The sequence below is a fragment of the Granulicella rosea genome (genome assembly GCF_900188085.1).
GTDB classification, from domain to species: Bacteria; Acidobacteriota; Terriglobia; order Terriglobales; family Acidobacteriaceae; genus Edaphobacter; species Edaphobacter rosea.
This window is the reverse complement of sequence record NZ_FZOU01000003.1, coordinates 52,673-74,286: the sequence shown is the minus strand read 5'-3', so window position 1 is coordinate 74,286 and position 21,614 is coordinate 52,673. Positions and strand designations below refer to the sequence as shown.

General features: G+C 63.5%; 19 protein-coding genes. 9 read left to right on the top strand and 10 right to left on the bottom strand.

The features are described from left to right. The first annotated feature begins 24 nt into the window (after window positions 1–24). The 6 genes from CHB87_RS09505 (at window position 25) to CHB87_RS09480 (ending at window position 4,198) form a co-directional block, all read left to right on the top strand. Window positions 25–687 carry a hypothetical protein gene (locus CHB87_RS09505; protein WP_089408202.1) on the top strand — a complete coding sequence of 221 codons (663 nt, stop codon included), beginning with the start codon at window positions 25–27 and terminating at the stop codon, window positions 685–687. 82 nt (window positions 688–769) lie between these two features. Next, window positions 770–1,459, top strand: coding sequence for a class I SAM-dependent methyltransferase (locus CHB87_RS09500; RefSeq protein ID WP_089408201.1), 690 nt, complete (start codon window positions 770–772; stop codon window positions 1,457–1,459). Between the two features lie 43 nt (window positions 1,460–1,502). Next, window positions 1,503–2,738 carry a vWA domain-containing protein gene (locus CHB87_RS09495; protein ID WP_089408200.1) on the top strand — a complete coding sequence of 412 codons (1,236 nt, stop codon included), beginning with the start codon at window positions 1,503–1,505 and terminating at the stop codon, window positions 2,736–2,738. A 167-nt stretch (window positions 2,739–2,905) separates the two neighbouring features. After that, a complete protein-coding gene (locus CHB87_RS09490; protein WP_089408199.1) occupies window positions 2,906–3,541 on the top strand; it encodes a hypothetical protein in 636 nt (211 codons plus the stop codon). Window positions 3,542–3,617: 76 nt separating this feature from the next. Continuing rightward, complete coding sequence (locus CHB87_RS09485) at window positions 3,618–3,908, top strand: ribbon-helix-helix domain-containing protein (protein WP_089408198.1); 291 nt, start codon at window positions 3,618–3,620, stop codon at window positions 3,906–3,908. Beyond that, entirely contained in the window at window positions 3,905–4,198 is a 294-nt protein-coding gene (locus CHB87_RS09480; protein ID WP_089408197.1) for a type II toxin-antitoxin system RelE/ParE family toxin, read from the top strand. The genes CHB87_RS09485 and CHB87_RS09480 overlap by 4 nt, the downstream gene beginning before the upstream one ends. Window positions 4,199–4,208: 10 nt before the next feature. Here the strand turns inward: CHB87_RS09480 and CHB87_RS09475 are convergent, their stop codons facing one another. Continuing rightward, window positions 4,209–5,312, bottom strand: coding sequence for an alginate lyase family protein (locus CHB87_RS09475; protein ID WP_089408196.1), 1,104 nt, complete (start codon window positions 5,310–5,312; stop codon window positions 4,209–4,211). Between the two features lie 53 nt (window positions 5,313–5,365). Then, window positions 5,366–7,060 (bottom strand): VWA domain-containing protein, encoded by a 1,695-nt coding sequence (locus tag CHB87_RS09470; protein WP_176441678.1) that lies wholly within the window; start codon window positions 7,058–7,060, stop codon window positions 5,366–5,368. Window positions 7,061–7,196: 136 nt separating this feature from the next. Between CHB87_RS09470 and CHB87_RS09465 the strand changes: the two genes are divergently transcribed. Together CHB87_RS09465 and CHB87_RS09460 are read left to right on the top strand one after the other, a co-directional pair. Beyond that, on the top strand, window positions 7,197–9,623 hold the full coding sequence (locus tag CHB87_RS09465) for an Orn/Lys/Arg family decarboxylase (RefSeq protein ID WP_089408195.1): 2,427 nt from the start codon (window positions 7,197–7,199) through the stop codon (window positions 9,621–9,623). Window positions 9,624–9,813: 190 nt separating this feature from the next. Further along, window positions 9,814–13,776 carry an Ig-like domain repeat protein gene (locus CHB87_RS09460; protein WP_176441677.1) on the top strand — a complete coding sequence of 1,321 codons (3,963 nt, stop codon included), beginning with the start codon at window positions 9,814–9,816 and terminating at the stop codon, window positions 13,774–13,776. 81 nt (window positions 13,777–13,857) lie between these two features. Here the strand turns inward: CHB87_RS09460 and CHB87_RS09455 are convergent, their stop codons facing one another. The 7 genes from CHB87_RS09455 to CHB87_RS09425 form a co-directional block, all read right to left on the bottom strand. Next, window positions 13,858–14,418 (bottom strand): NUDIX domain-containing protein, encoded by a 561-nt coding sequence (locus CHB87_RS09455; RefSeq protein WP_089408193.1) that lies wholly within the window; start codon window positions 14,416–14,418, stop codon window positions 13,858–13,860. Between the two features lie 2 nt (window positions 14,419–14,420). Next, entirely contained in the window at window positions 14,421–16,274 is a 1,854-nt protein-coding gene (locus tag CHB87_RS09450; protein ID WP_245817911.1) for a CocE/NonD family hydrolase, read from the bottom strand. Window positions 16,275–16,293: 19 nt separating this feature from the next. Further along, complete coding sequence (locus tag CHB87_RS09445; RefSeq protein ID WP_089408191.1) at window positions 16,294–16,617, bottom strand: low molecular weight protein tyrosine phosphatase family protein; 324 nt, start codon at window positions 16,615–16,617, stop codon at window positions 16,294–16,296. Beyond that, window positions 16,618–16,893: a CDGSH iron-sulfur domain-containing protein gene (locus tag CHB87_RS09440; RefSeq protein ID WP_089408190.1), complete on the bottom strand. Its 276-nt coding sequence runs from the start codon at window positions 16,891–16,893 to the stop codon at window positions 16,618–16,620. It abuts the gene before it with no gap. Between the two features lie 126 nt (window positions 16,894–17,019). Continuing rightward, window positions 17,020–17,289 carry a ubiquitin carboxyl-terminal hydrolase 14 gene (locus tag CHB87_RS09435; RefSeq protein ID WP_089408189.1) on the bottom strand — a complete coding sequence of 90 codons (270 nt, stop codon included), beginning with the start codon at window positions 17,287–17,289 and terminating at the stop codon, window positions 17,020–17,022. Window positions 17,290–17,343: 54 nt separating this feature from the next. Beyond that, complete coding sequence (locus CHB87_RS09430; protein WP_089408188.1) at window positions 17,344–17,862, bottom strand: hypothetical protein; 519 nt, start codon at window positions 17,860–17,862, stop codon at window positions 17,344–17,346. A 65-nt stretch (window positions 17,863–17,927) separates the two neighbouring features. Next, a complete protein-coding gene (locus CHB87_RS09425) occupies window positions 17,928–19,580 on the bottom strand; it encodes a sigma-54-dependent transcriptional regulator (RefSeq protein WP_245817910.1) in 1,653 nt (550 codons plus the stop codon). A gap of 319 nt (window positions 19,581–19,899) precedes the next feature. Between CHB87_RS09425 and rph the strand changes: the two genes are divergently transcribed. Further along, the gene (gene rph, locus CHB87_RS09420) at window positions 19,900–20,646 is read left to right on the top strand and encodes a ribonuclease PH (protein ID WP_089408186.1); all 747 of its coding nucleotides are present in this window, start codon (window positions 19,900–19,902) and stop codon (window positions 20,644–20,646) included. A 219-nt stretch (window positions 20,647–20,865) separates the two neighbouring features. Here rph and CHB87_RS09415 read toward each other — a convergent pair whose 3' ends face one another. Beyond that, a complete protein-coding gene (locus CHB87_RS09415) occupies window positions 20,866–21,213 on the bottom strand; it encodes a DUF3592 domain-containing protein (RefSeq protein ID WP_089408185.1) in 348 nt (115 codons plus the stop codon). Window positions 21,214–21,614: the final 401 nt, after the last annotated feature.

Genomic DNA, 21,614 nt, shown 5'->3' with positions numbered 1-21,614 from the left:
CCCGAGTTCTTCGAGGCATCCCTCATGCGCCTGTTTACCCTGACCGCCGCTCTCTTCCTCCTGCCAGCAGCCAACGCCGCTCATGCGCAGTTCGCCGTCTACGGCACATTTTCGCCGCTGCATGGCTCGAACGTCCTGACCGGGAGCCTCCTCAACCAGGCTGGCACAAGCTCCGCCTATACCGTCGCCCCGCAGTACACCAGCTTCTGGGCGTCAGGCTTCGGCGGAGGCGTCACCTACAACTTCGTCCCCGTCGGGCCGGTGAAGCTGGGCGTCGATCTGCGCGGCTCCTCCCGGCCGCGAACGGTCGGCGCCGACACCGCCATGGCGGGCCTCAAAATCGCCTTCAAAGCGCCCTTCATCCGGTTTAAACCGTATGCCGAAGTCGCCGGCGGCTACGTGGCCACCCGCACCTTCAACAACTCGAACTACATCGTCACATCCTCTTCGACGTCTACGAGCACAGTGAGCTTCAACCCCACCTACGGCAACCAGTACGCGGCGTGGGAGGTGCTGGGCGGGGTCGACTACGCCCTCGCGCCCTTCGTCGACCTGCGCCTGATCGAGGTTGGCGGCGGCAATGGATACAGCGTCGGCAACCCCAGCTCGAGCGGCAGCCTACTCTCCAGCAGCAGCAACCGAATCGGCGTCTTCACCCTCAATACGGGTGTGGTGGTGCATTTCTAAGATCCGGTTCCGTCGCCGATAAGAACATGCATTTTATTTATATAAAATGAATTTTCCATCGCAACAGCTTATGGTTGAACCCATGAGCCAAACGACCGCAGCAGCCCCAAACAAGACCCAGGCCGTCTTCGACGCCACCGCCTCCACGTACGACAACGACCGCGCGCGACTGATTCCGGGCTGCGATGCGTTCTACCGCTGGGCGCTCGAACTGATTCCGGTGCGCGCGAAGACCATCGTCGACCTCGGCGCGGGCTCCGGCCTGTTGACGCGTCTGCTCCGCGACCGCTTCCCCACGGCGCACATTCATGTGATCGACTTCTCGGCGCCGATGCTCGACAAGGCGCGCGAACGCATGGCGGGAGACGCAAACATCACCTTCCACCAGGTGGACTACAGCGCTACCCCGCTTCCCGAAGGCCTCTGCGCCGTGGCCTCGTCGCTGTCGATCCACCACCTCGACGACGCCGGCAAGCGCGCGCTCTTCAGTCGCATCCACGCGGCATTGAAGCCGCGCGGCGTCTTCGTCAATGCGGACCAGATCTCCGGGCCGACGCCGGAGCTCGAAGAGCGGTACAAAGCCTTGTGGCTGAAGCAGGTGCGCGAGCTGGGCGCGACCGAGCCGCAGATCGAAGCATCCCTTTTCCGTCAGCAGGAGGACCGCTGCGCGCCGGTCCAAACGCAGCTCGACTGGATGCGCGAGGCGGGATTCGCCGACGCCAACTGCTGGTATAAGGACAACCGCTTCGCCGTGATGGCGGGCACGCGGTAGCCTTTGCATCGCTTCGGCCGCCCGAGCGTCTAAACTGATACCTATGAAGCGGATTCGGTATACCAAGTTCACCGGCGACCTGGCCAGCTCCTTCGGGCTCGAAGACCTCATGCAGGCGCTGTCGGACTTTTTGCTCGACTCCGGCTTCCAGGACCCGCTCTCGCGCTTTCAGGACTTCGACGGCGAGCAGACGATGGAGAACCTGCGCGAGGCCATCCGGCAGGCGCTCGAAAGCGGCGAACTGCTCGACGACGAGGCGCAAGAGAAGTTCGATGAGCTCGACGAGGAGCAGGTCGAAGAGCTCGTCGACCAGATCATCCAGAAGATGCAGGAGCAGAACTTCATCAACGCCGAGGAGCCCGGCGCGGGTCAGGGCGAGGCAGGCGACGGCGACGGTCAGGCCAAGTTCGAGGTCACCGACAAGGGCATGGACTTCCTCGGCTACAAGGCGCTGCGCGAGCTGCTTGGGCCGCTTGGGCGCTCGTCGCTCGGCAAGCACGATACGCGCCACGAGGCCGCGGGCGTCGAGACCAACGGCAGTTCGAAGCAGTACGAGTTCGGCGACACGCTGAACCTCGACATCACGGCGACGCTGTCGAACGTCTTCGCCCGCGAGGGGATCGAGAACGGCGGCATCAACGGCCTCAAGAATATTCAGTACTCCGACCTGCAGGTGCAGCAGTCGGATTACCAGTCGAGCTGCGCGACGGTCGTGCTGCTCGACTGCTCGCACTCGATGATCCTCTACGGAGAAGACCGGTTCACGCCGGCCAAGCGCGTCGCCATGGCGCTCTCGCACCTCATCCGCACGCAGTTCCCCGGCGACACCATCTCGCTGGTGCTCTTCCACGACTCGGCCGAGGAGATTCCCATCGGCCAGCTTCCCCGCGTGAAGGTCGGCCCGCACTACACCAACACCCGCGAAGGCCTGCGTGTGGCCCAGCGCATTCTGCAGCGGTCGAACAAAGACATGAAGCAGATCGTGATGATCACCGACGGCAAGCCCAGCGCGCTGACGCTGCCCGACGGACGCATCTATAAGAACGCCTTCGGCCTGGACCCGCTCGTCATCTCCGAGACGCTCGAAGAGGTGAGCCGCTGCAAGCGTTCGAACATCATGATCAACACCTTCATGCTCGCGCAGGACTTCGCGCTGATGCAGTTCGTCCAGCAGGTGAGCGCGATGTGCCGGGGCAAGGCCTACTTCACCACGCCCGAGAAGCTGGGCAGCTACCTGCTGATGGACTTCATGAACCGGCGTATGAAGACGGTGAACTAAGGAAGGTGGGAGGTTTCGATCACGCCGAAGACCTGCGGCGCGACGCGGATATCCCCCACGCCGCCGGCAACTGCCCGAAATGGGTCAATGACTGCGGCTTGCTGGAAGTGATAGAACACACTGTGCCGATTTTTACTGTCGGCGTGTTTCCAGCAAGAGGGGCCCTCATGTTCTTCCGCGCACTATCCTGTATCACGCTTTTCGCCGTCTGCAACAGCGTCTCCGCGCAGTCCGTTCCCGCAGCGCCCGCTCCGGCCAAGCCAAAGGTCGCGATCCGCTCGGGTGAGGTCATCCCCTGCCGGGTGAACCTGGGTTGCACCGACCGGACCGGACCCGACGGCCACCACACCTACATCCTCGAGGCGGACGGCTACATCGTCGAGGCCGACTTCCAGGTGGACCAGCGCTTCAGCCACGCCGATGTCACGATCGTCAACAACTCGCCGAACAAGCTGCAGTTGATCCCGGCGGAGTTCCGCATCGACGTGGTGCAGCCGAAGTACAGGCGACTCTCCTACCTCGATCCGAAGCGGGTGGAGAAGACGTCGAAGACATCGAAGAAGGTCAAGGATCTCCCTCCGCCGTCGTACTTCACCTCGGACAAGCACACGCAGGACAAGCAAAAAGAGGCCGCCGCCATCCCCGTGCCGCCTCTCAAGCCCCGGGCGCTGGGGCCGAGCGAGCGCGAGAGCGGCCGCGTCTACTTCCAGCATCCCGGCAAGGCGACCGAGATGAGCCTGGTGCTGCCCATCTCCGGAGAGCTGTTCGAGTTCACCTATCCGCCGGTCGGCAGCGGACAGTGAACGGATCCCATAGCGCCGCTTGTAAAGGTCGGAAAGTGCGCTAAGCTGGTAGGAAGAAGTCATACCGGAGGCGCCATTGGCCGCTACGATTGAGAAGATCAGCATCGCGCTCCCGCAAGAGATGGTCGCCTCGGTCCGACAGGCCGTGGATACGGGAGAGTACGCGTCGAGCAGCGAGGTCATTCGCGACGCGCTCCGTGACTGGACATTAAAACGCAACCTTCGCCGCCATGGGATAGAGGAGTTGCGTGCGGTCTGGCAGGAGGCGATGCTGGATGAGACGCCTGGGATCCCCTCCGACGAGGTCTTCGACCGCTTGGAGCGCAAGTATGAAATGATCGCCAATCGGGAGCGCGCCAAAGGATGAAGGTGGTAGTCTCACGCTTTATCGAAGATGACCTGGAGGAGATCGCGTCCTACATTGCGCTCGACAACCCTACACGTGCCTTGTCATTCATCCGAGAGATCCGCGAGAAATTCCGCCAGATTGGCGCCGGCCCCCTGCAGTACAGACTGCGGCCCGAGATCGGACCAACCGCACGGATGGCAATTCATGGACGTTATGTGATTCTGTTCCATGTGGTGGCCGATGCGGTACGAATAGAACGCGTCGTCCATGGCGCGCGTGAACTCGGCGTCATGTTTCACGATCTCTAAATCGAGCCGCTTATTCGGTCATACCCCAAGGCTCGCCCGACCACATATCCGCGTTGCGTGCACCGACCTGCGCGAGTAGGCCGTTCAGCACAGGGTCCGGGAAGCGGCGATCGTAGACGGCGGCCCAGCTTACCTGCCACGGTTCGATGCGCCGCGACATCGTCTGCTGCATGCCGGTGGCGCTGGCGAAGGGCGCCGGATCGATCAGACCGCGTGAGACGGCGTGGATCAGCAGGTGAATCCCGCCGTTGTCGAAGGCGTACATGCCCTCGTTGTTGGCCTCGCCGAACTCCGCGATCTGGACGAGAGCGGCGGCGGCAATCAGATTGAACCGCAGCGCGTTCGGACCCCGGGTGTCGTCCGGCAGCATGCCGCGTTCGTCGATGCTCTTGACGGCGGTCTTGTACTGGACGATCGCCCAGTCGTACAGCTCGCGGTCGTTCGAGGCCACTGCCGCAGCGGCGGCGGCGGACGCGACCGCCAGCCCCAGATGTCCGCGCTGGCCGCAGAAGGTCTTGCCGCAGCTCTCGGCGAGGATGTGATCGCGCTCCTGCCGTGCGATGTCGTCCAGCCAGGCATCGATCAACCCTTCGTCGTAGGCGCGGCCGATCCCGGTGTCCCGCACCTTCAGGTAGGCGATCGAGATCGATCGCAGGGCTCGATTCTGCTCCTGAAAGGCCGCGTCGCTCGACATATAGCCGGCCATGCCGTGGGTGCGCGCCGCGGTCGCCAGCAGGGCGAAGACGCAGCCCGCAGCGGCACGGCTGCCTGTGGAACGGAAGTGATTCGCCGCAGCCACGGACCGCGCCGTCAGGTCGCGCAGCGCTGCGTCCGACTCCGCGTAGACCGCCTGCCGGGTCGCGGGTGAGAGCGGGACGCGCTGGCTGTTGGTTGTGGCGACCGAGATATCCGGCGAGATGAAACGGGCCGGGCCGCAGGCGTAAGGACGGTCCGTGAGGGCGACTTGCGTTCCCTCCCAAAGCGAATGCAGATCGCCCTGCGGAACCGGCTGGGGCGCATAGGCAGCTCCCGGCGGCGGCGCCAGCTCGGTACGTTCGCAGCCGGCGAGACACACGGCGGCGGCCAGCAGCAGGATACGGCAGGGTTGTCTCATGCAGGTTCTCCCACTCGCTTCAACCCCGCCTGTTTTCAGCAGTTGCGCGGGAATCAGGGAAGTTGGCTGGACGAGATGAGCTGCTGCCCCGGTCCCGCGACGCCACGCTGTATGTTGTCGACCGGAATTTCGAGCGACCCGGTCTGATCGGCGTCGGGATTGTGGACGACCAGACGCAGGAAGTAGTTGCCCTTCTCCGGCACGGCGATGGTCTGGCGCAGAGTCAGCTTCGTCCCGCTTTCCAGCATCCGGCGATAGTTTGCGTCGCCGATTTCGCTCACCCGCGTCGTCTTCAGAGAGTTCACCATCGCCCCCTGGGCGTCGTAGACGGCGACCAGAAACTCCAACTGCGCGTGGGAGACGCCGTCCTCGGTCTGGGTGAAGCCGACGTTGTGCGGATCGACCGTATACAGCAGCTCGAACTCTCGAAACGGCTTCGTCCGAAGCGAAGGTTCGAGGTAGTTATCCTTCGGCCAGGGCGCGTCCTTCGCCAGCTTCAACGGCCTGGGCGCGGGCATCGCACTCAGCCGGAACGGCAGCTCGCCGGAGATCATGGAGCCCAGTTCGAGCGCCGCGTCCAAACCATCTCCCGCAGTCTGGACGATATCGGCGGGCGGCGGCGGGGGTTTCAACTCGGCGATGTTGTCCTGGGCGTGCTTCTTCCAGTAGGCCTTTCGGCCGCTGCGCGCAAAGTAGACATGCCGGTAGAGCAGCGTGGCGTGCTCCCTGCCAGCGACGGTGATCGTGAGATGCCGCTTATGCGCAAGCCAGACGGGATTGGTCGGCGAAAACGCGAGCGTGTAGTAGTTCGACCCGGTCTCCGTGATCTGCGCGAGCGCCTCCTTCAGGCCGTTCGTGTCGTGGAAGGATCGGCCGCCCGTTCTCTCGGCGATCTCGTCGAGCACCGCATGGCTGTACTCGTGCTCCCGAAAGACCTCCAGACCCCGGTCGTCGACCGGATAGACCGCGACCCGGCTGAGCGAGAGCGCGTTCGCAAATCGCGCGCGCATATTGTCGAAGTCGACGGAATCGGGAAAGGGATTGCCGGTCAGGCTGAAGACCTCGTGCGGAACGCTCCCGGTAAACCAGATCAGGTTCTTTCGCCCGCTGAAGCCGGCCAGATACTGCCCCATCATCTTCAACCCGACGTGCATCATCGCCTCGCGCGTGGCGCTGTTCAGATTGGCAGGCAGGCTGATCTCGTCGCGTTTGCCTTCGACCGCCTTCAGCAGCACCTGCGGGTCCGAGGTAAAGCCCTGCACCAGATGCATCCGGCGGTCCATCTGGAAGATGGCGAAGGTGTTCCCCGGCGGCATGGACTTCATGAACGCGATCAGTTGCTGGCGCAGATACATCTGCGCGGTGGTCGGGCTGTCGAGCGCGTCGATGAGGATGACGGAGACCGAGTTGGTATTGCCGGCGGGCGCGTAGTTCGTGAACTCGTTCGGCGCAAGCGGATCCGGTGCAAGTCTGGCGACCTCTTCCGGGGTCAGCGCGCGATGCTCGCTCACGGCTCTGACCACCTGCGGCGCGCCATCCTCGACCACCTGGAAGTCGCCCGCCTTCAGCCCCTGAATCGAATGCCCCTTCTTGTCGAGCACCAGCACATCGAGCACGACCTCGCGGGAGGTAATCTTCAGTGTGGGAATCTTGTCCGGAGCGGGCGCGGGCGCAGGCTGCTGTGCGGTCAGGAAGGTCGAAACGCAGACGAGGAGCAGAGGCAAAAAGCGAAGTTTGGACGCGAACATGGCGACTCCGGCGATTCCCAGCCAATCTAGCACGGCGAAAACCGAACTGGCATGCAATTTCAGACGTTCTGGCCCTATGCACAGTTTCGTAACGCATCCGCGATAAACTAAAACGTCGCAACAAACACGAGGTGAGATGAACGAAGGCCGTTGGGTATTGATGATTGCAAGCGAAGTAGGGCGCACCGACTCCGTGTCGGACCGCGCCATGGAGCGTCTCGTCGACGCGATCGGCGAAGAAGGCTACGAGGTCGTCCGTACGTCAACGCCTGAGGACGGCCTATCGCTTGTGAAGTCCGACCCATCGCACTCGGCCATCCTGCTGGACTGGGATCTCGCCGGCGATCACCAGTTCGACGAACGCGCCGCGCTGAAGATCATCCGCGCCATTCGTAGCCGCAACAAGAAGATTCCGATCTTCCTGATCGCCGACCGCACGCTGGTCTCCGACCTGCCGCTCGAAGTCGTCAAGCAGGTACACGAGTACATCCACCTCTTCGGCGACACGCCGGCCTTCATCGCCAACCGCGTCGACTTCGCCGTCGAGCGCTATCACGAGCAGTTGCTGCCGCCCTACTTCCGCGAGCTGAAGAAGTACACCGACCAGGGCGCGTACTCCTGGGACGCGCCCGGCCACATGGGCGGCGTCGCCTACCTGAAGCACCCCGTCGGCATGGAGTTCCACCGCTTCTTCGGCGAAAACCTGCTGCGCTCGGACCTCGGCATCTCCACCGCGCCGCTCGGCTCGTGGCTCGACCACATCGGGCCTCCGGGCGAGAGCGAGCGCAACGCGGCGCGCATCTTCGGCGCGGACTGGACCTTCTACGTCCTCGGCGGATCGAGCACCTCCAACCAGATCGTCGGCCACGGCGTGATTGGGCAGGACGACATCGTCCTCGCCGACGCGAACTGCCACAAGTCGATCTGCCACTCGCTGACCGTCACCGGCGCCCGCCCCGTCTACCTGACGCCCACGCGCAACGGCTACGGCATGATCGGCCTGGTGCCGCTGAAGCGGTTCAGCCCGGAGTCGATCAAGGAACTCATCAAGAACAGCCCCTTCTCGGCCGGCGCGCACTCGCAGACCCCGACCTACGCCGCAGTCACCAACTCCACCTACGACGGCCTCTGTTACGACGTGAACAAGGTCGCGACCGAGCTGGCCAAGTCCGTACCGCGCATCCACTTCGACGAGGCCTGGTACGCCTATGCGAAGTTCCACCACATCTACAAGGGCCGCTTTGCGATGGACGTGCCGGACGACATGCCGGACCGTCCACAGCTCTTCGCCGTGCAGTCCACGCACAAGATGCTGGCGGCGTTCTCCATGGGTTCGATGGTGCATGTGAAGCTGAGCCCGCGCGCGCCGCTCGACTTCGACCAGTTCAACGAAGCCTTCATGATGCATGGCACGACCTCGCCCTTCTACCCGCTGATCGCGTCGCTCGACGTCGCCGCCGCGATGATGGACGAGCCCGCCGGTCCGACCCTGATGGACGAGACGATTCAGGACGCAGTCAGCTTCCGCAAGGCCATGTCGTCGATCGCGCACCGCCTGCGCGCGGCCGAGCACAACGGCGACGGCTGGTTCTTCCGGCTCTTCCAGCCCGATATCGTCACCGATCCGAAGACCGAGCTTACCTATATCTTTGAAGAAGCGCCCGACGACCTGCTGGCCGAGAACGCCTCCTGCTGGACGCTGAAACCGGGCGAGGAGTGGCACGGCTTCGACGACGACGATGTCGCGGACGACTACTGCATGCTCGACCCGACCAAGGTGACCATTCTGACGCCGGGCGTGGACGCGCAGGGCAATGTCTCCGGCTGGGGCATTCCGGCGGCGATCCTGACGGAGTTCCTCGACGCCCGCCGCGTGGAGATCGCCCGCACCGGCGACTACACCGTGCTGGTGCTCTTCTCGGTCGGCACGTCGAAGGGTAAATGGGGCAGTCTGCTTGAAAATCTCTTCGAGTTCAAGCGTCTCTACGACTCCGAAGCCACTCTGGACGAGGCGCTGCCCGAGCTGGTCGCGCGCTTCCCGCATCGCTACCGCAACGTCACGCTCAAGGAGCTGTCGGACGAGATGCACGCCGCCATGCTCGAGCTGCAGTTGGTCGACCTGGTCGAGGATGCCTGCGAGGTCGACCCCGAACAGGTGCTGACCCCCGCCCAGACCTACCAGAGGCTGTTGCGCAACGAGACCGAGAAGGTAAAGTTCTCGGACATCGCCGGCCGCATCGCCGCCGTCATGCTCGTTCCCTACCCACCGGGCATTCCGCTGTCGATGCCGGGCGAGCGGCTGGGCGCGATCGATTCGCCCGTCGTCAAACTGATCCTGGCGTACGAGGAGTTCGGCAAGCGCTTCCCCGGCTTCGAGCGCGAGGTCCACGGCATCGAGGTCGACGCGCAGGGCGACTACTGGATGCGCGCCGTAGTCGAACCGACGCTGGCAAAGAAGCGCAGCAACGGCAAACGCAAGCCGCCCAGCTCCGCCCCGCCGGTGAAACGGAAGCGCAAGAAGCCCGTGCCGGACACGATCATCCCGCAGGAATACACCCGCTAACCCATTTTGGAATCAATACCGATCCCACCCATCGCACAGCCGCGACGGGTGGGATTTTTTTCTTGCCGATCACACCGCGGATGGTATTGTGGGCTATCCAACAAGTTTCCGAGGTCCGCTGAGCTTCATGAGCCTTTCCCGTCTCTTTCCCCAGGGTTTCCGTCTGCTGTTTGTCTGTCTTTTTGCATTCATGGCGTCACAAGCTCAGGCCCAGAAGACGATCCATGTCCCGGCGGACCAGCCGACGATCCAGGCGGGCATCAATGCGGCGAACAACGGCGATACCGTCCTCATCGCGCCCGGCACTTACTACGAAAACATCGATTTTAAAGGTAAGGCGATCACGGTCACTTCCTCGGCTGGCCCAGCCAGCACGATCCTAGACGGCAGTCTAGGCAACAACCCGGCCGTGACCTTCAGGACGAAGGAAGGTCCGAACTCGATTTTGAATGGACTTACGATCCAGGGAGGCGGATTCGAAGGCTATCCGACGCCGAGCACCACCTACAACGTGGCGGGCATCTGGATCTCTGTCGGTACGCCGACGATCTCTAACAATGTCATCACTCATAACCACTGCTATTCGATTGAATCCGATGGCAGTTCGCCGCTTATCGTCGGCAACGAGATCGACAATACCCTGGATGCCAAGGGCCTATGCTCCTTTGCGGGCGGAGCCGCCATCTGGCTTTCAGGCTCCCTCGCTTATTACAATGGGGGTACAGCGGCCAATACTCCTTACGCGCGCGTCGTTGGCAATATCATTCAGAATAATGTCCAGTCTGGGCGTGAGGATGCAGGCGGTAATGGCGGACCGGGAGTCGCCGTCTGGGGAGCAGACGCTTCGATCGTAGGGAATACGATCCGCAATAATTTGACGCTCGGCGACGGCGGCGCCATCATTGCCTTCAACACGGATGAAGTCGTCATCATCGGCAACCTGATCTACGGAAATCAGGCAGCGACAGATGGCGCAATCTCCCTCAGGCCGCCCGATGAGTCGGCAGGGCCGTTCATTGGAATCCTGGCCTCCAATACCGTCTACGGCAACAAGCAGACTTCGACGGAGGGAGGAGCCTTCGGTGACGCGCCTCCCTCTCAGGTCTATCTGGAAGGAAATCTGGGGCAGTATGTTCTGGTGAACAACATCGTGGTTGGTTCAGCCGGAGGAGTTGCTGTCTCGTGCGGCTCCATCTACAACTACCTCAGCTATACCCCACTCGTCTTCGACCATAACGACCTCTATAATCCCGCCGGTGCGGCCTACGGCGGCGTTTGCCCCGATCAGACAGGCACATACGGCAATATCTCCGCCGATCCTCAATTTATCGATCCATCCCAGGCTAACTTTCAGCTTCGTTCCGGTTCGCCCGCAATCGATACAGGAAATAACAGCGCGCCGCAGATGACGGCGACCGATCTGTCGGGTGCTGCTCGCATCCAGGACGCCACAGGCAAGGGTTATCCCCAGGTGGATATGGGAGCCTATGAGTACGCCGGCGTGCTCGATGCCACGCCGACGATCCTGACGCTTACGCCATCCACCTACTATCCTTCCTCGACGCAGCCCTTGACATTTACCGTCGCCCTGACCTCCGCAGCCGGCGCCCCGACCGGACCCGTGACCATTCTTCAGGACAACGTTCCTCTTGGTGTCGTCATGGTCGGCCCGTCGGGCATTGCAACCTATACCGGCTCAGGAATCGTTCCGGGTCTGCACGCCTACCTCGCGACCTATCCGGGTATGGCTTCATTTCCACCGGCTGTTTCCGTCAAGTTTTATCTGTTGGTGCCGAAATATACGCCGTCCATCAAGCTGAGTTCAGCCCCGAACCCTTCGATTCTCGGAAGCCCCGTCACCTTCACCGCGACGATCACGTCCCTGGCGGATAACGCCGTACTCTCACCACTCACCCTCACCGATACCAGCACCAATACCGTTCTCGCGACGCTGACTCCAAACTCCGCCGGCGTCGCCACCTTCACCTCCAGCACGTTGACGGTCGGCTACCATTATGTACAGGTCAGCTACGCCGGCGATGCGTTGCATGATGGCGTCGCGGCCAGTGTCTCACAGCAGGTAGTGACAGGCCTCGCCTCCAATACCACGCTCGTCTCCAGCCTGAATCCCTCGGTGACTGGGCAGTCCATCACATTCACTGCGACGGTTTCGAGCAATAGCGGTACCCCCGGCGGCAGCATTCTCTTCTCAGACGGGGCAACCGCACTGGGTTCGGTCAACTTGATCCCAGGAACAGGCAAGGGGACCGCCACATACACAACCAGCTCTCTCTCGGTTGGATCCCATCCCATCTCGGCTACCTACGTCCCGGCAAATACGTATGCCAGTTCGTCAGCAACTCTCAACCAAACCGTACTCTCTGGCCTCGCCACCACCACGGCTCTCGCCTGCGCACCAAACCCAGCGTATCCCGACCAGTCCGTCGCCTTTGCGGCCGCGGTCGCGATGGCAGGCAGCGCATCCGGCACACCCTCCGGTACAGTGACGATCAGCGACGGCGCCAGCCTGCTCGCCACGCTGACCCTGGCGAACGGAGCGGCCAGCTATGCTGCGCTTCTACCCATCGGCACGCACCCCATCACCGCTGCCTACGTTCCCGCGTCGGGATACGCCGCAAGCTCCGCGACCTGCAGCGAGGTGGTCGTCGGCCACCCCACGACCACGAGCCTGACGGTCAGCCCCAACCCCGCCGCCTACGGCCAGACCGTCACCCTCTCGGCCGCGACGGCTCCAACCGGTTCCGCGACCATCGCCACCGGCTCCATCACCTTCTACGACGGCGCGGCGCCGCTCGCGACTGTGCCGCTCGACGCCGCCGGTCATGCCTCGATGACGACCAGCACGCTCTCGCCCCGCACCCACAACCTGACCGCCGTCTACTCCGGCAACACGCTGCTGGCCGCGAGCACCTCGCAGGCAATCGCGGAGGTAGTCACCGCGCCGGTATTGACGGTAACCATCGCCAGCACGCCGAATCCCTCGGTCGCCTTCCAGCCCGTGCAGTTTACCGCGGCGGTCGCCGTGCAGACGCAGGGAGCGTTGCCCACCCTCACCGGCGCTGTGACCTTCTCGTCGACAAACTTGTCGGGCCTCTACGAGATGCTGGGCACGGCATCGCTGGGAGCCAACGGAACGGCCACCTTCACCACCAGCAGCCTCGGCGCCGGACGCTACCCGGTCGTCGCGACCTTCACCGGTTCCGCGGTGTATAGCGATGAGTCCGTGACCACCGCCGCCGCGTCCTCGCCTTTGCTCCAAACCGTAAACCCCGCGCCTACCGTTCTCAGCCTGGCAGCCACGCCGAATCCCGGAAACCAGAATGCGCCGCTGACGCTGGCGGCCACCATCGCGGACGCGCCCTCGACCCAGCTTCCGGGCGGTCCGGTCGTCTTTACCGAACCCGCCACCGGCGCCACACTGGGCTCGGGTACGCTCGCCGCGAACGGCACAGCCTCGATCACCCTCAGCACCCTCTCCCTCGGGACGCACCAACTGCTCGCCAGCTATGCGGGCACGACGGACTTTCTGCCTTCCAACTCCGCGGCGCTTACGGTCACCATCGCGCCCTCGACCTTCACCGTCGCCTTCACGCCGCCGACCCTGACCGCCGAGACGGCCCACACCGCGCCCGCGCCCTACGCGATCACCAGCATCGGATCGTTCGCCGATACGCTGCATCTGAGCTGCTCGAACCTTCCCATCTCGGCGAGCTGCAGCTTCGCGAGCGTCTCGCCCACGCTGGCCGCGCATGAGGTGCTGCTTGGGTCGGTCGTGCTCGACACCAGCGGCGGCCGCAACTGCGGCAACTACGACCAGGCCGGCGCCGCCCACCAGGACTTGCACGGCTCGCGAACGGTCTTCGCGTTGCTGTTTCCGCTGGGACTTGTGGCTCTGGCTGGATGTGGCGGTTCGAAGAAGCTGGGTCGCGCGCGGCTGCTGACGGCGCTGCTGCTACTCTTCGCCGCGACCAACGCGCTGACTGGCTGCGGCACGGAGATCTGGTTCCCTACCCCGCCCGGCACCTACTATGTGCAGTTGAACGTTCAGGGCGTGAACACCGGCAAGACCCAGACCGCGACCCTGACCTTCAACGTCACCCAGGCGAGCGCCAGCCAGACCTGCCACTTCTAGGCGCCGGCCGATCTTCAAGGTTCATCACGATTCAAAGCGCCCCGTGTCTCGGAATCGAGATGTGGGGCGCCGCGCAGCCGGCTATCCTTGCCGTTCGCGCCACACTTTATACAGACCCCACGCAGCGACGGTGCAGTTGTCCATGATGCGGCTGTCGAGCACCATATCCTCGAACTCGCGCACCGGCACCCGATGCAGGACGAGGTCGTGCTCCTCGGGATCGGGGTCGGTCTCGCCGTGCCGCAGCCCCTCGGCCAGGAAGACGTGGTGCTTCTGGTGCATCACCCCGTAGGCGATCCAATGGGTCCCGAGCTGGACCATGGTCTCGGCGGTCAGACCGGTCTCCTCGGCCAGCTCGCCACGCGCAAGCTCCTCGGGGACGATCTCCGCCGTCTCCCATCCGCCTTGCGGAAACTCCAGATAACGGCCCTGCACGGTGTAGCGGTATTGCTCGATCAGATAGACGAACTCACCCTCCGGCGTGGTTTCGAGCGGGATGATGATGCAGGCCGGGTCCTTGTCGATGACGCCATAGATGCCGCGCTTGCCGTTCGAGCGCTCGATGACATCCTCCCGGACACTCGTCCAGGGGTTGCGATAGACCTCGCGGGTGCTGATGGTCTTGATGGAGGGCACGGACATGGCTAGTCGGCCACCGCGATCTCAAGATGGCTGCCCGCGTACAGACTGACCGTCGCCTTCTTGTAGGCGTCGGCCGGGGCGGACATGATGTTCGGCACGAAGGTCTGGGGGTTGCGGTCATAGAGCGGGAACCAGCTCGACTGCACCTCCACCATGATCTTGTGGCCCTTCAGGAAGGTGTGGTCGGCGCCGTGAAGGCTCCACTTGTACTCTTCTATTTTTCCGGGGACAATCGGCTCCGGAGACTCGAAGCTCTTGCGGTAACGGCCGCGGAAGATCTCGTCGACGATCATGGTCTGTGTGCCGTCCGGCGCCACGTCGATCAGCTTGACGATCCAGTCCGCGTCCGAACCGGTCGTCGCGGCGAAGAGGTCCGCCTTCACATCGCCCGTCACGGTCACGGGCTTGTCCAGCACGGGCGTCGAGAACTTCGCCAGATCCTTGCGGGCGTCGACGAAGCGCTGATCTTCCACGAGCCACGTCCGCCACTTCGAGCCATCGCCGTAGGTCGACTGGATGGGCCGGTTGCGATACGGCACCGGGTCAGCCGGGTCTGCCACATAGGTCGCCGCGACCACGGTCTTGTCCGCCGCCTCCACCCGCGACAGGTTCTGGGCCGGCAGCAGGTAGAGGTTCTCCTCTTTGAATCCCTTATGCGGCGGCCACGCGTCGTAGCGCATCCACTTGTTCACGCCGGTGCGGAAGCTCGCAACATCCTTCAGATCGTAGCCGGGGCGGCCCTTCAGGTACTTCTCGAAGAACGGCGCCTCGATCGTCTTGCGATACTCCGTGCCGGTGGGCTCGCCGAAGTCCTGCGAGCCGAAGTTCGAACCCAGCGTCTGCCCCGGACCGGCCCATCCGCCGTGGTTCCATGGGCCGAGCACCATGAAGACCTCGCCCTTCTTGTCGTGCGGCTTCAGCGCCTCGTACTCGGCCTGCGTGCCCCACATATCCTCCTGGTCCCACCAGCCGCCGACCTCAAGCGTCGGAACCTCGACCTTTGTCAGCCGCTTCTCGACCGCCATATCCTGCCAGAACTTCGTATACGCCGGCTGGTCCAGGAACATCTTCGCCGTGGGCAGGTTGGTCATGCCGGCGGTCGCTGCGGCGCCGGCGAAGTTGCCGTTCTTCAGGAAGAAGTCGTACATGTCTCCCTTCATGTCGACGGTCCCGTCGGTCTTCTGCGCCTCCAGCTCCTGCACGTAGTCGAAGCCGTAGGTCTCGCGGAAGGCGCCGTTGTGGAAGAAGTCGTCGCCCATCCACACATCGGTCATTGGGGCCTGGGGCGATACGGCCTTCACCGCCGGATGCGCGTCGATGCCGGCCATCATGGCCAGAAATCCGGGGTAGGACACGCCCAGCACACCCGCCTTGCCGCTGTTGTTCGGCACGTTCTTCAGCACCCAGTCGACCGTGTCGCGCGTGTCGGTCGTCTCGTCGACGTCGGTCGGCGCCAGGTGCGGCACGATGGGCCGGTTCATGACGAACTGGCCTTCGGACTTATACCGGCCGCGTATGTCGCAGAAAACAAAGATATAGCCGCTCGCCGCCAGCTCCGGCTTGGAGCCGTTCACACGCTTCTCGCTCGCGCCGTCGACGCCATACGGCGTACGCGTGATGAGGAACGGCAGCGGCTCGCCCCTGGACTCCGAGCCCGTCGGCCGCAGGATCACCACATGCAGTTTCACGCCGTCGCGCGCGGGAATCATCGCCTCCGAGCGCGTGTACGGCGCGTCGGCTCTCTCCGCCGAGACCTTCGGCGCCTGCGCCCAGCCATGCGGCAGGCAGACGGTGGAGACACAGGCAAGCGCCAGAATCGGCACGCAGAGGCAGAGACGGGAGCGGATCGGCGTCAAAATAATCTCCAAAAATATGTCATCGCAACAACGGCAAAACTCTGGCCCGGAGCAGTTCGACCAGCTCCTGCTGCATGAATCCATAGCGGTCGGGAATGCCGAGCACGACCAGCCGCTTCGCTTGCAACGCATGGGGAAACCGGGTCTGAAGCAGCTTCTTCTGCCGATTCTCCATGCAGAAGATCGTATCCGCCCACTCGACCAAGTCCGCGTCGACGACGCACTCGGCATCCGGCGCGGTGCCCGCGGACGCGACCTCGAAGCCGGCCATCTCCGAGAAGATCGCCTCCGCGGTCGGGCTGCGGAGGCGGTTCCTCGCACAAAGAAAGAGCAGACGCCGCAACTAGCCGAGCGCCACGGGAGCCGCGGGAATCGGGCTCGCATCGCACTTCCAACCCTCGCGCCCATGCGTGCCGTCGCAGAACGGACGCTTGGACGACAGGCCGCAACGGCAGAGCGAGATGGCGGGCTTGCCCGTCAGATCCCACTCCACGCCGTTCACATCGACCAGCGCAATCAATCCCTCGACCCGGAAGGGGCCGTTCGGGCGAACCGTAATCTTGACCGACGGCACAGCCGCCTCAACCTCGGGAACAACCTTCAACGATTCGTCGGACATGAAACTCCTTGGGTCTGGCGCCGAAGCTCCCAGACAGCTTCAGCATAGCAAAGCCCGAGGCGAAAGCCCCGTGCGTTTCACCACGCGTTTCATGGGGCTGAAGCCCATGCCTCCACCCGCCGGACTTCAGTCCAGCTCGACCGTCACCTCGTCCACAAAGCACCAGGCCCAGCTCTCGCCGGGTTCGATGCTGCGCATCACGGGATGTTTGGTTGAATGAAAGTGCTTCGTCGCATGCTTGCCGATCGACGAATCGCAGCAACCCACATGCCCGCAGACCAGGCACTCGCGCAGATGAACCCAGCGCTGATGGATCTTCAGGCACTCCTCGCACCCCGCGCCTTTGGGTGGCAGCGGGGCAAACTCTTCCAGCTCGTCGAAATGGTTGCAGACCATGGCAGCCCTCGCCCCTAGCCTACAACCTTTTCGACCGAGGAGGCTCAGCCGGACCTAGGCGCGGGCTCCAAGTCCCTCAGCGTCTGCTCGAAGACGCTCCCGGATGGAGCCTGCCAGCTCCACCAGATGACGCAGCTTCGGCTCGAGCGTCGGCGAGACGCCAGGATCGCGCAAGGCCAGCTCGGACTCCAGCAGCAGCCCCGTCACCGGCGACTTCAGCTCGTTGGCGATATCGACGGCCGCCGCCCTGCGCGCCAGATTCTTATCCGCCATCCGCCTGGCCAGCGCGGCGCGTATCTCCCGGCTCAGCCGCGCACAGCCGGAGATGCCGAAGTTCAACTGAAGCGGCATCGCCATGGAGGCGTTATGCCACACCTGGTCGGCCCACTCGGGATCGCCCTCGGCCAACCCCTCCTCGACGACCACCACATCGTACTCGGTTCGCCGCAGAGCCGCGATTCCAGCCCGCCGCGTGGTAGCCACCTGGACGTCGGTCTTCGTCTCCTGTGAGATCGAAGCCGCGCACTGTTCCATACCCTGCATAGTCGAAATAATCAGAATATTTCCGCTCATAGCCTGTCTCCAGCTCTGTATACAGCGCCCATGTTTCCTACCCGATTCCCACGATCCGCGGACGTTCAATCGCCCGTTTCGATATCCTCCGTGATGCCGTACTCCTTCAGCTTGCGATATAGAGTTGTTTTGCCGATGCCGAGCAGCTTCGCCGCCATCAGCTTGTCTCCCTTCAGTTGACGAATCGTTCCCAGGATGGCGTGCTTCTCCATCTCGGCGATCGAAACGATTCCGGCCGGTGCGGCGATGCCCTCCTGTGAGGCCGCGAAGGCATTGGCCGCCGCCTCTCCCGCGACCGGCGGATGAGCGGCGGCAGCAACCGGCGCCTCACGCAAGGCGACGCTCTGCAACTGCGTCGGCAGGTCGCCCATGTGGACCACCGGACCGCTCGAGAGAGCGCAGGCACGCTCGATGGCGCTCTCCAGCTCTCGCAGATTGCCCGGCCAGTCGTAGGCCGTCATGGCGCGCAGCGCATCGTCCGAGAAGGTGTGAAAGACGCCCGTCTCGCGCTGCACTCTGTCCAGCACATACTGCGCCAGCTCCGGAATATCCTGCCGCCGGTCCCGCAGCGCGGGGATGCGCAGGTTCACCACATTCAGCCGGAAGTAGAGATCCCGGCGAAAGCGCCCCTGATCGACCATCGCACTCAGATCGCGGTTGGTCGCCGCCAGCACACGCACCGTAATCGGCGCCGGCGTCGTTCCGCCCATCGGCCGCACCTCGCGTTCCTGCAGCGCGCGCAGCAGCTTGGCCTGCAGGTCGAGCGGCAGTTCGCCGATCTCGTCCAGGAACAGCGTGCCGCCCGTCGGCGCCGAGAGCAGCCCGTCCTTCGCGCGCATCGCCCCCGGAAACGCGCCCTTCACATGTCCGAAGAGTTCGCTTTCGATCAGCGCCGGCAGCAGCGAGCCGCAGTCCACCGGCACGAACGGCGCGGTGCTGTTCGGCCCGTTGAAGTGGATCGTACGCGCCACACGCTCCTTGCCCGTGCCCGCCTCGCCCAGGATCATGACCGGATGCGTCGATCCGGCGACCTTCGAGAGGATTCGGTAAAGCTTTTCCATCTCGGGCGAGCTGCCGATCAGGTGGCCCATTCCCTTTTGCGCGCGCAGCTTCTCGCGCAGACGCCGGCTCTCCGCGTCGAAGACCACGCGACGCCCCGTGCGGTCGAGGATCGTCGTCAGCTCCTCGAGCGAGAACGGCTTGGTCAGGTAATCGCCCGCGCCGATCCGCATCGCCTCCACCGCGGATGAGACCGTCGCAAACGCCGTCATCACGACCACGCCGGCCTCCGGGTGCAGGCTCTTGACCTCCTCCAGCAGCGGCAGGCCGCCGCCGCCCGGCAGCTTCAGATCCATCAGGATCATGTCCATGCGCTGATGCTTCAGGATCGCGCGCGCCTCGGTCGCGCTCTCGGCCGAGACCACCACGAAGCCCATCTGCGTCGCGATCTCGCTGCACGCCTGCCGGATCGACTCATCGTCGTCGACCACCAGCAGGTGCAGCGACGCCGTCTTGTAGGTCGCCGTCACCGCGCTGACCTGCAGATCGCGCAACTGCTCACGAGACGCCATCCCGACCAGCAACCCGGAGGCCGCGCCCACTCCAACCCCCGCAGTGGGACGAGCAGTCGCCAGGGAAGGCGTTCCAGACGCGGACGCCGATCCCGGGGTGCGCGAACTATCCGGCGGCAAACCGTCGATACTGGGGCGCGGTTTCATGTGCATTTCGACCTCCTCCCACCCCGGACCGGCTGGCGTGGGCGTTCAGTAAGTCGAGTTTTGTTCCAAAAAGAAAAATGTTCTTCGGGAAGCCCCAAGTCAAAAGGAAACAAAGGTAAATGCGGCGCTGTGCTGCTCTGTAGGTGCACCATAAGGATTCAATCTATCCTTATTTTGAAATTTTGGTAATGCACGTAAATTACTTTCAGCCATCGATTCCCGATTTGGGAATCGTAACGAAAAAAGGCTCCTTCCACAGCCTTCCACATCGCCATCGAACGGTCCGCTCCGTGTCTGCCAAGGCGCCTATAATCGGAGCATGCCGTCTATTGCCTCGCCCATCTTTCGTCCCGATCAGCGCTCCGCCGACACCCTCCGCACCCTCCGCATCACGCCCGGCTATGTCTCCACCGCCGAGGGCTCCGTCCTCATCGAGTGCGGCAACACCCGCGTCCTGTGCAACGCGACCATCGAACAAGGCGTTCCCGGATGGCTGCGCAACTCCGGCCGCGGCTGGGTCACGGCCGAGTATGGCATGCTGCCCCGCGCCACGCTGACCCGCACCGCGCGCGAGAGCGAACGGGGCAAGGTCGGCGGACGCACGCATGAGATTCAGCGGCTGATCGGCCGTTCGCTGCGCTCGGTCGTGGATATGCGCGCGCTCGGCGAACGCACGATCATCCTCGACTGCGACGTGCTGCAGGCCGACGGAGGCACCCGCACCGCCGCGATTACCGGCGCCTGCGTGGCCCTGGCCATCGCACTCGGAAAGCTCGTGGCCGCCGGCACGCTCAAGACCTCGCCGCTGCGCCAGATGATCGCCGCCACCTCGGTCGGCATCGTCGACGGCAACGTTCTGCTGGACCTGGCATACGAGGAAGACTCGCGCGCGACGGTCGACATGAACGTGGTGATGCTGGCCGACGGCGGGCTGGTCGAGACCCAGGCTACCGCTGAAAAGGACTCCTACAGCCGCGCCGAGTTGAACCAACTGCTCGACCTCGCCGAGGGCGGCATCCGCAGCCTGTTCGTGGCGCAGAACGAGGCTCTGGCGAGAGCGCTGTAGCGACGGGTTGCGACAGGAGTGCAAGAGGGCCAGGAACATCAGTGAAAATCGTGCTTTTTTGCGCTCATCGTTCCAAGACAGAACAGACTGCCCACGATGCGGGATAAGGCCTGTGAAACTCGCGGTTCTGCTCACCATTCTTGCCGCCGTCTGTCTTGCGGCGTTCCCACCCTGGGGACGCCGCGGGCGTAAGGACTGAATCGGGACAACACAACGGCGCTAAGAGCACCCACGCAGCATCGCCAGCCAGATCAGCGAGAGGACGATCGAACCCGCGATCCCGATCGCCATCAGAGGCGTGCGCCCACTGCCCGCCTGCCCGGAGCGGCTGTTCTCGACCGGATTCAGCGGATTGTAGCGGACGGGGATCGTCTCGTTCTGCGCGATGGCGACGGGCGATTGAAACTCATCCGAATAGAGCTGGCCGTGCGCGTAGTAGTCGAAGGCGATGCGGAACTTGTCCTGCGTCTGAAAGCCGAGGGTGAGGGTGTTCATGCGCGCGAACTGATACCTGCAGCCGGTGACGGTCGCCTGGGTCTCGATCCATGGGTGGGTGGGCTCGGTCATGGCTGTAGACCTGAACGCTCACGATAAATAGCGAAAAGAAATCCTAGAACTGAAACCGTGATGGCCATGATGAGAATGAATTTGCTGGTGAGCGTACAAGCCGGCGGATAGTACGAACGGCTGGGGTTTGTAGGGTGATATCGAATTATGATCGTCTTCCCGGGATATGGAAATGTCGCCTCAGGTGCGGCTATCTCCGGTATGGCAGCCGAGTAGATCTTTCCTGCGACTTCGTAGCTCACCATCGCGTAAGAAGACCTCGACATCGCCTGATAACCGCCTCCTGGAGCGGTTGGAGTGATACCAGCGGCGGGAATGGCAAGGTGGGATTCGAGTGTCGCCTCTGTCACCGGCCACGATGTTCTGCCGAGCGCCCATGCGAGAAGCCGCTCTAACCAATC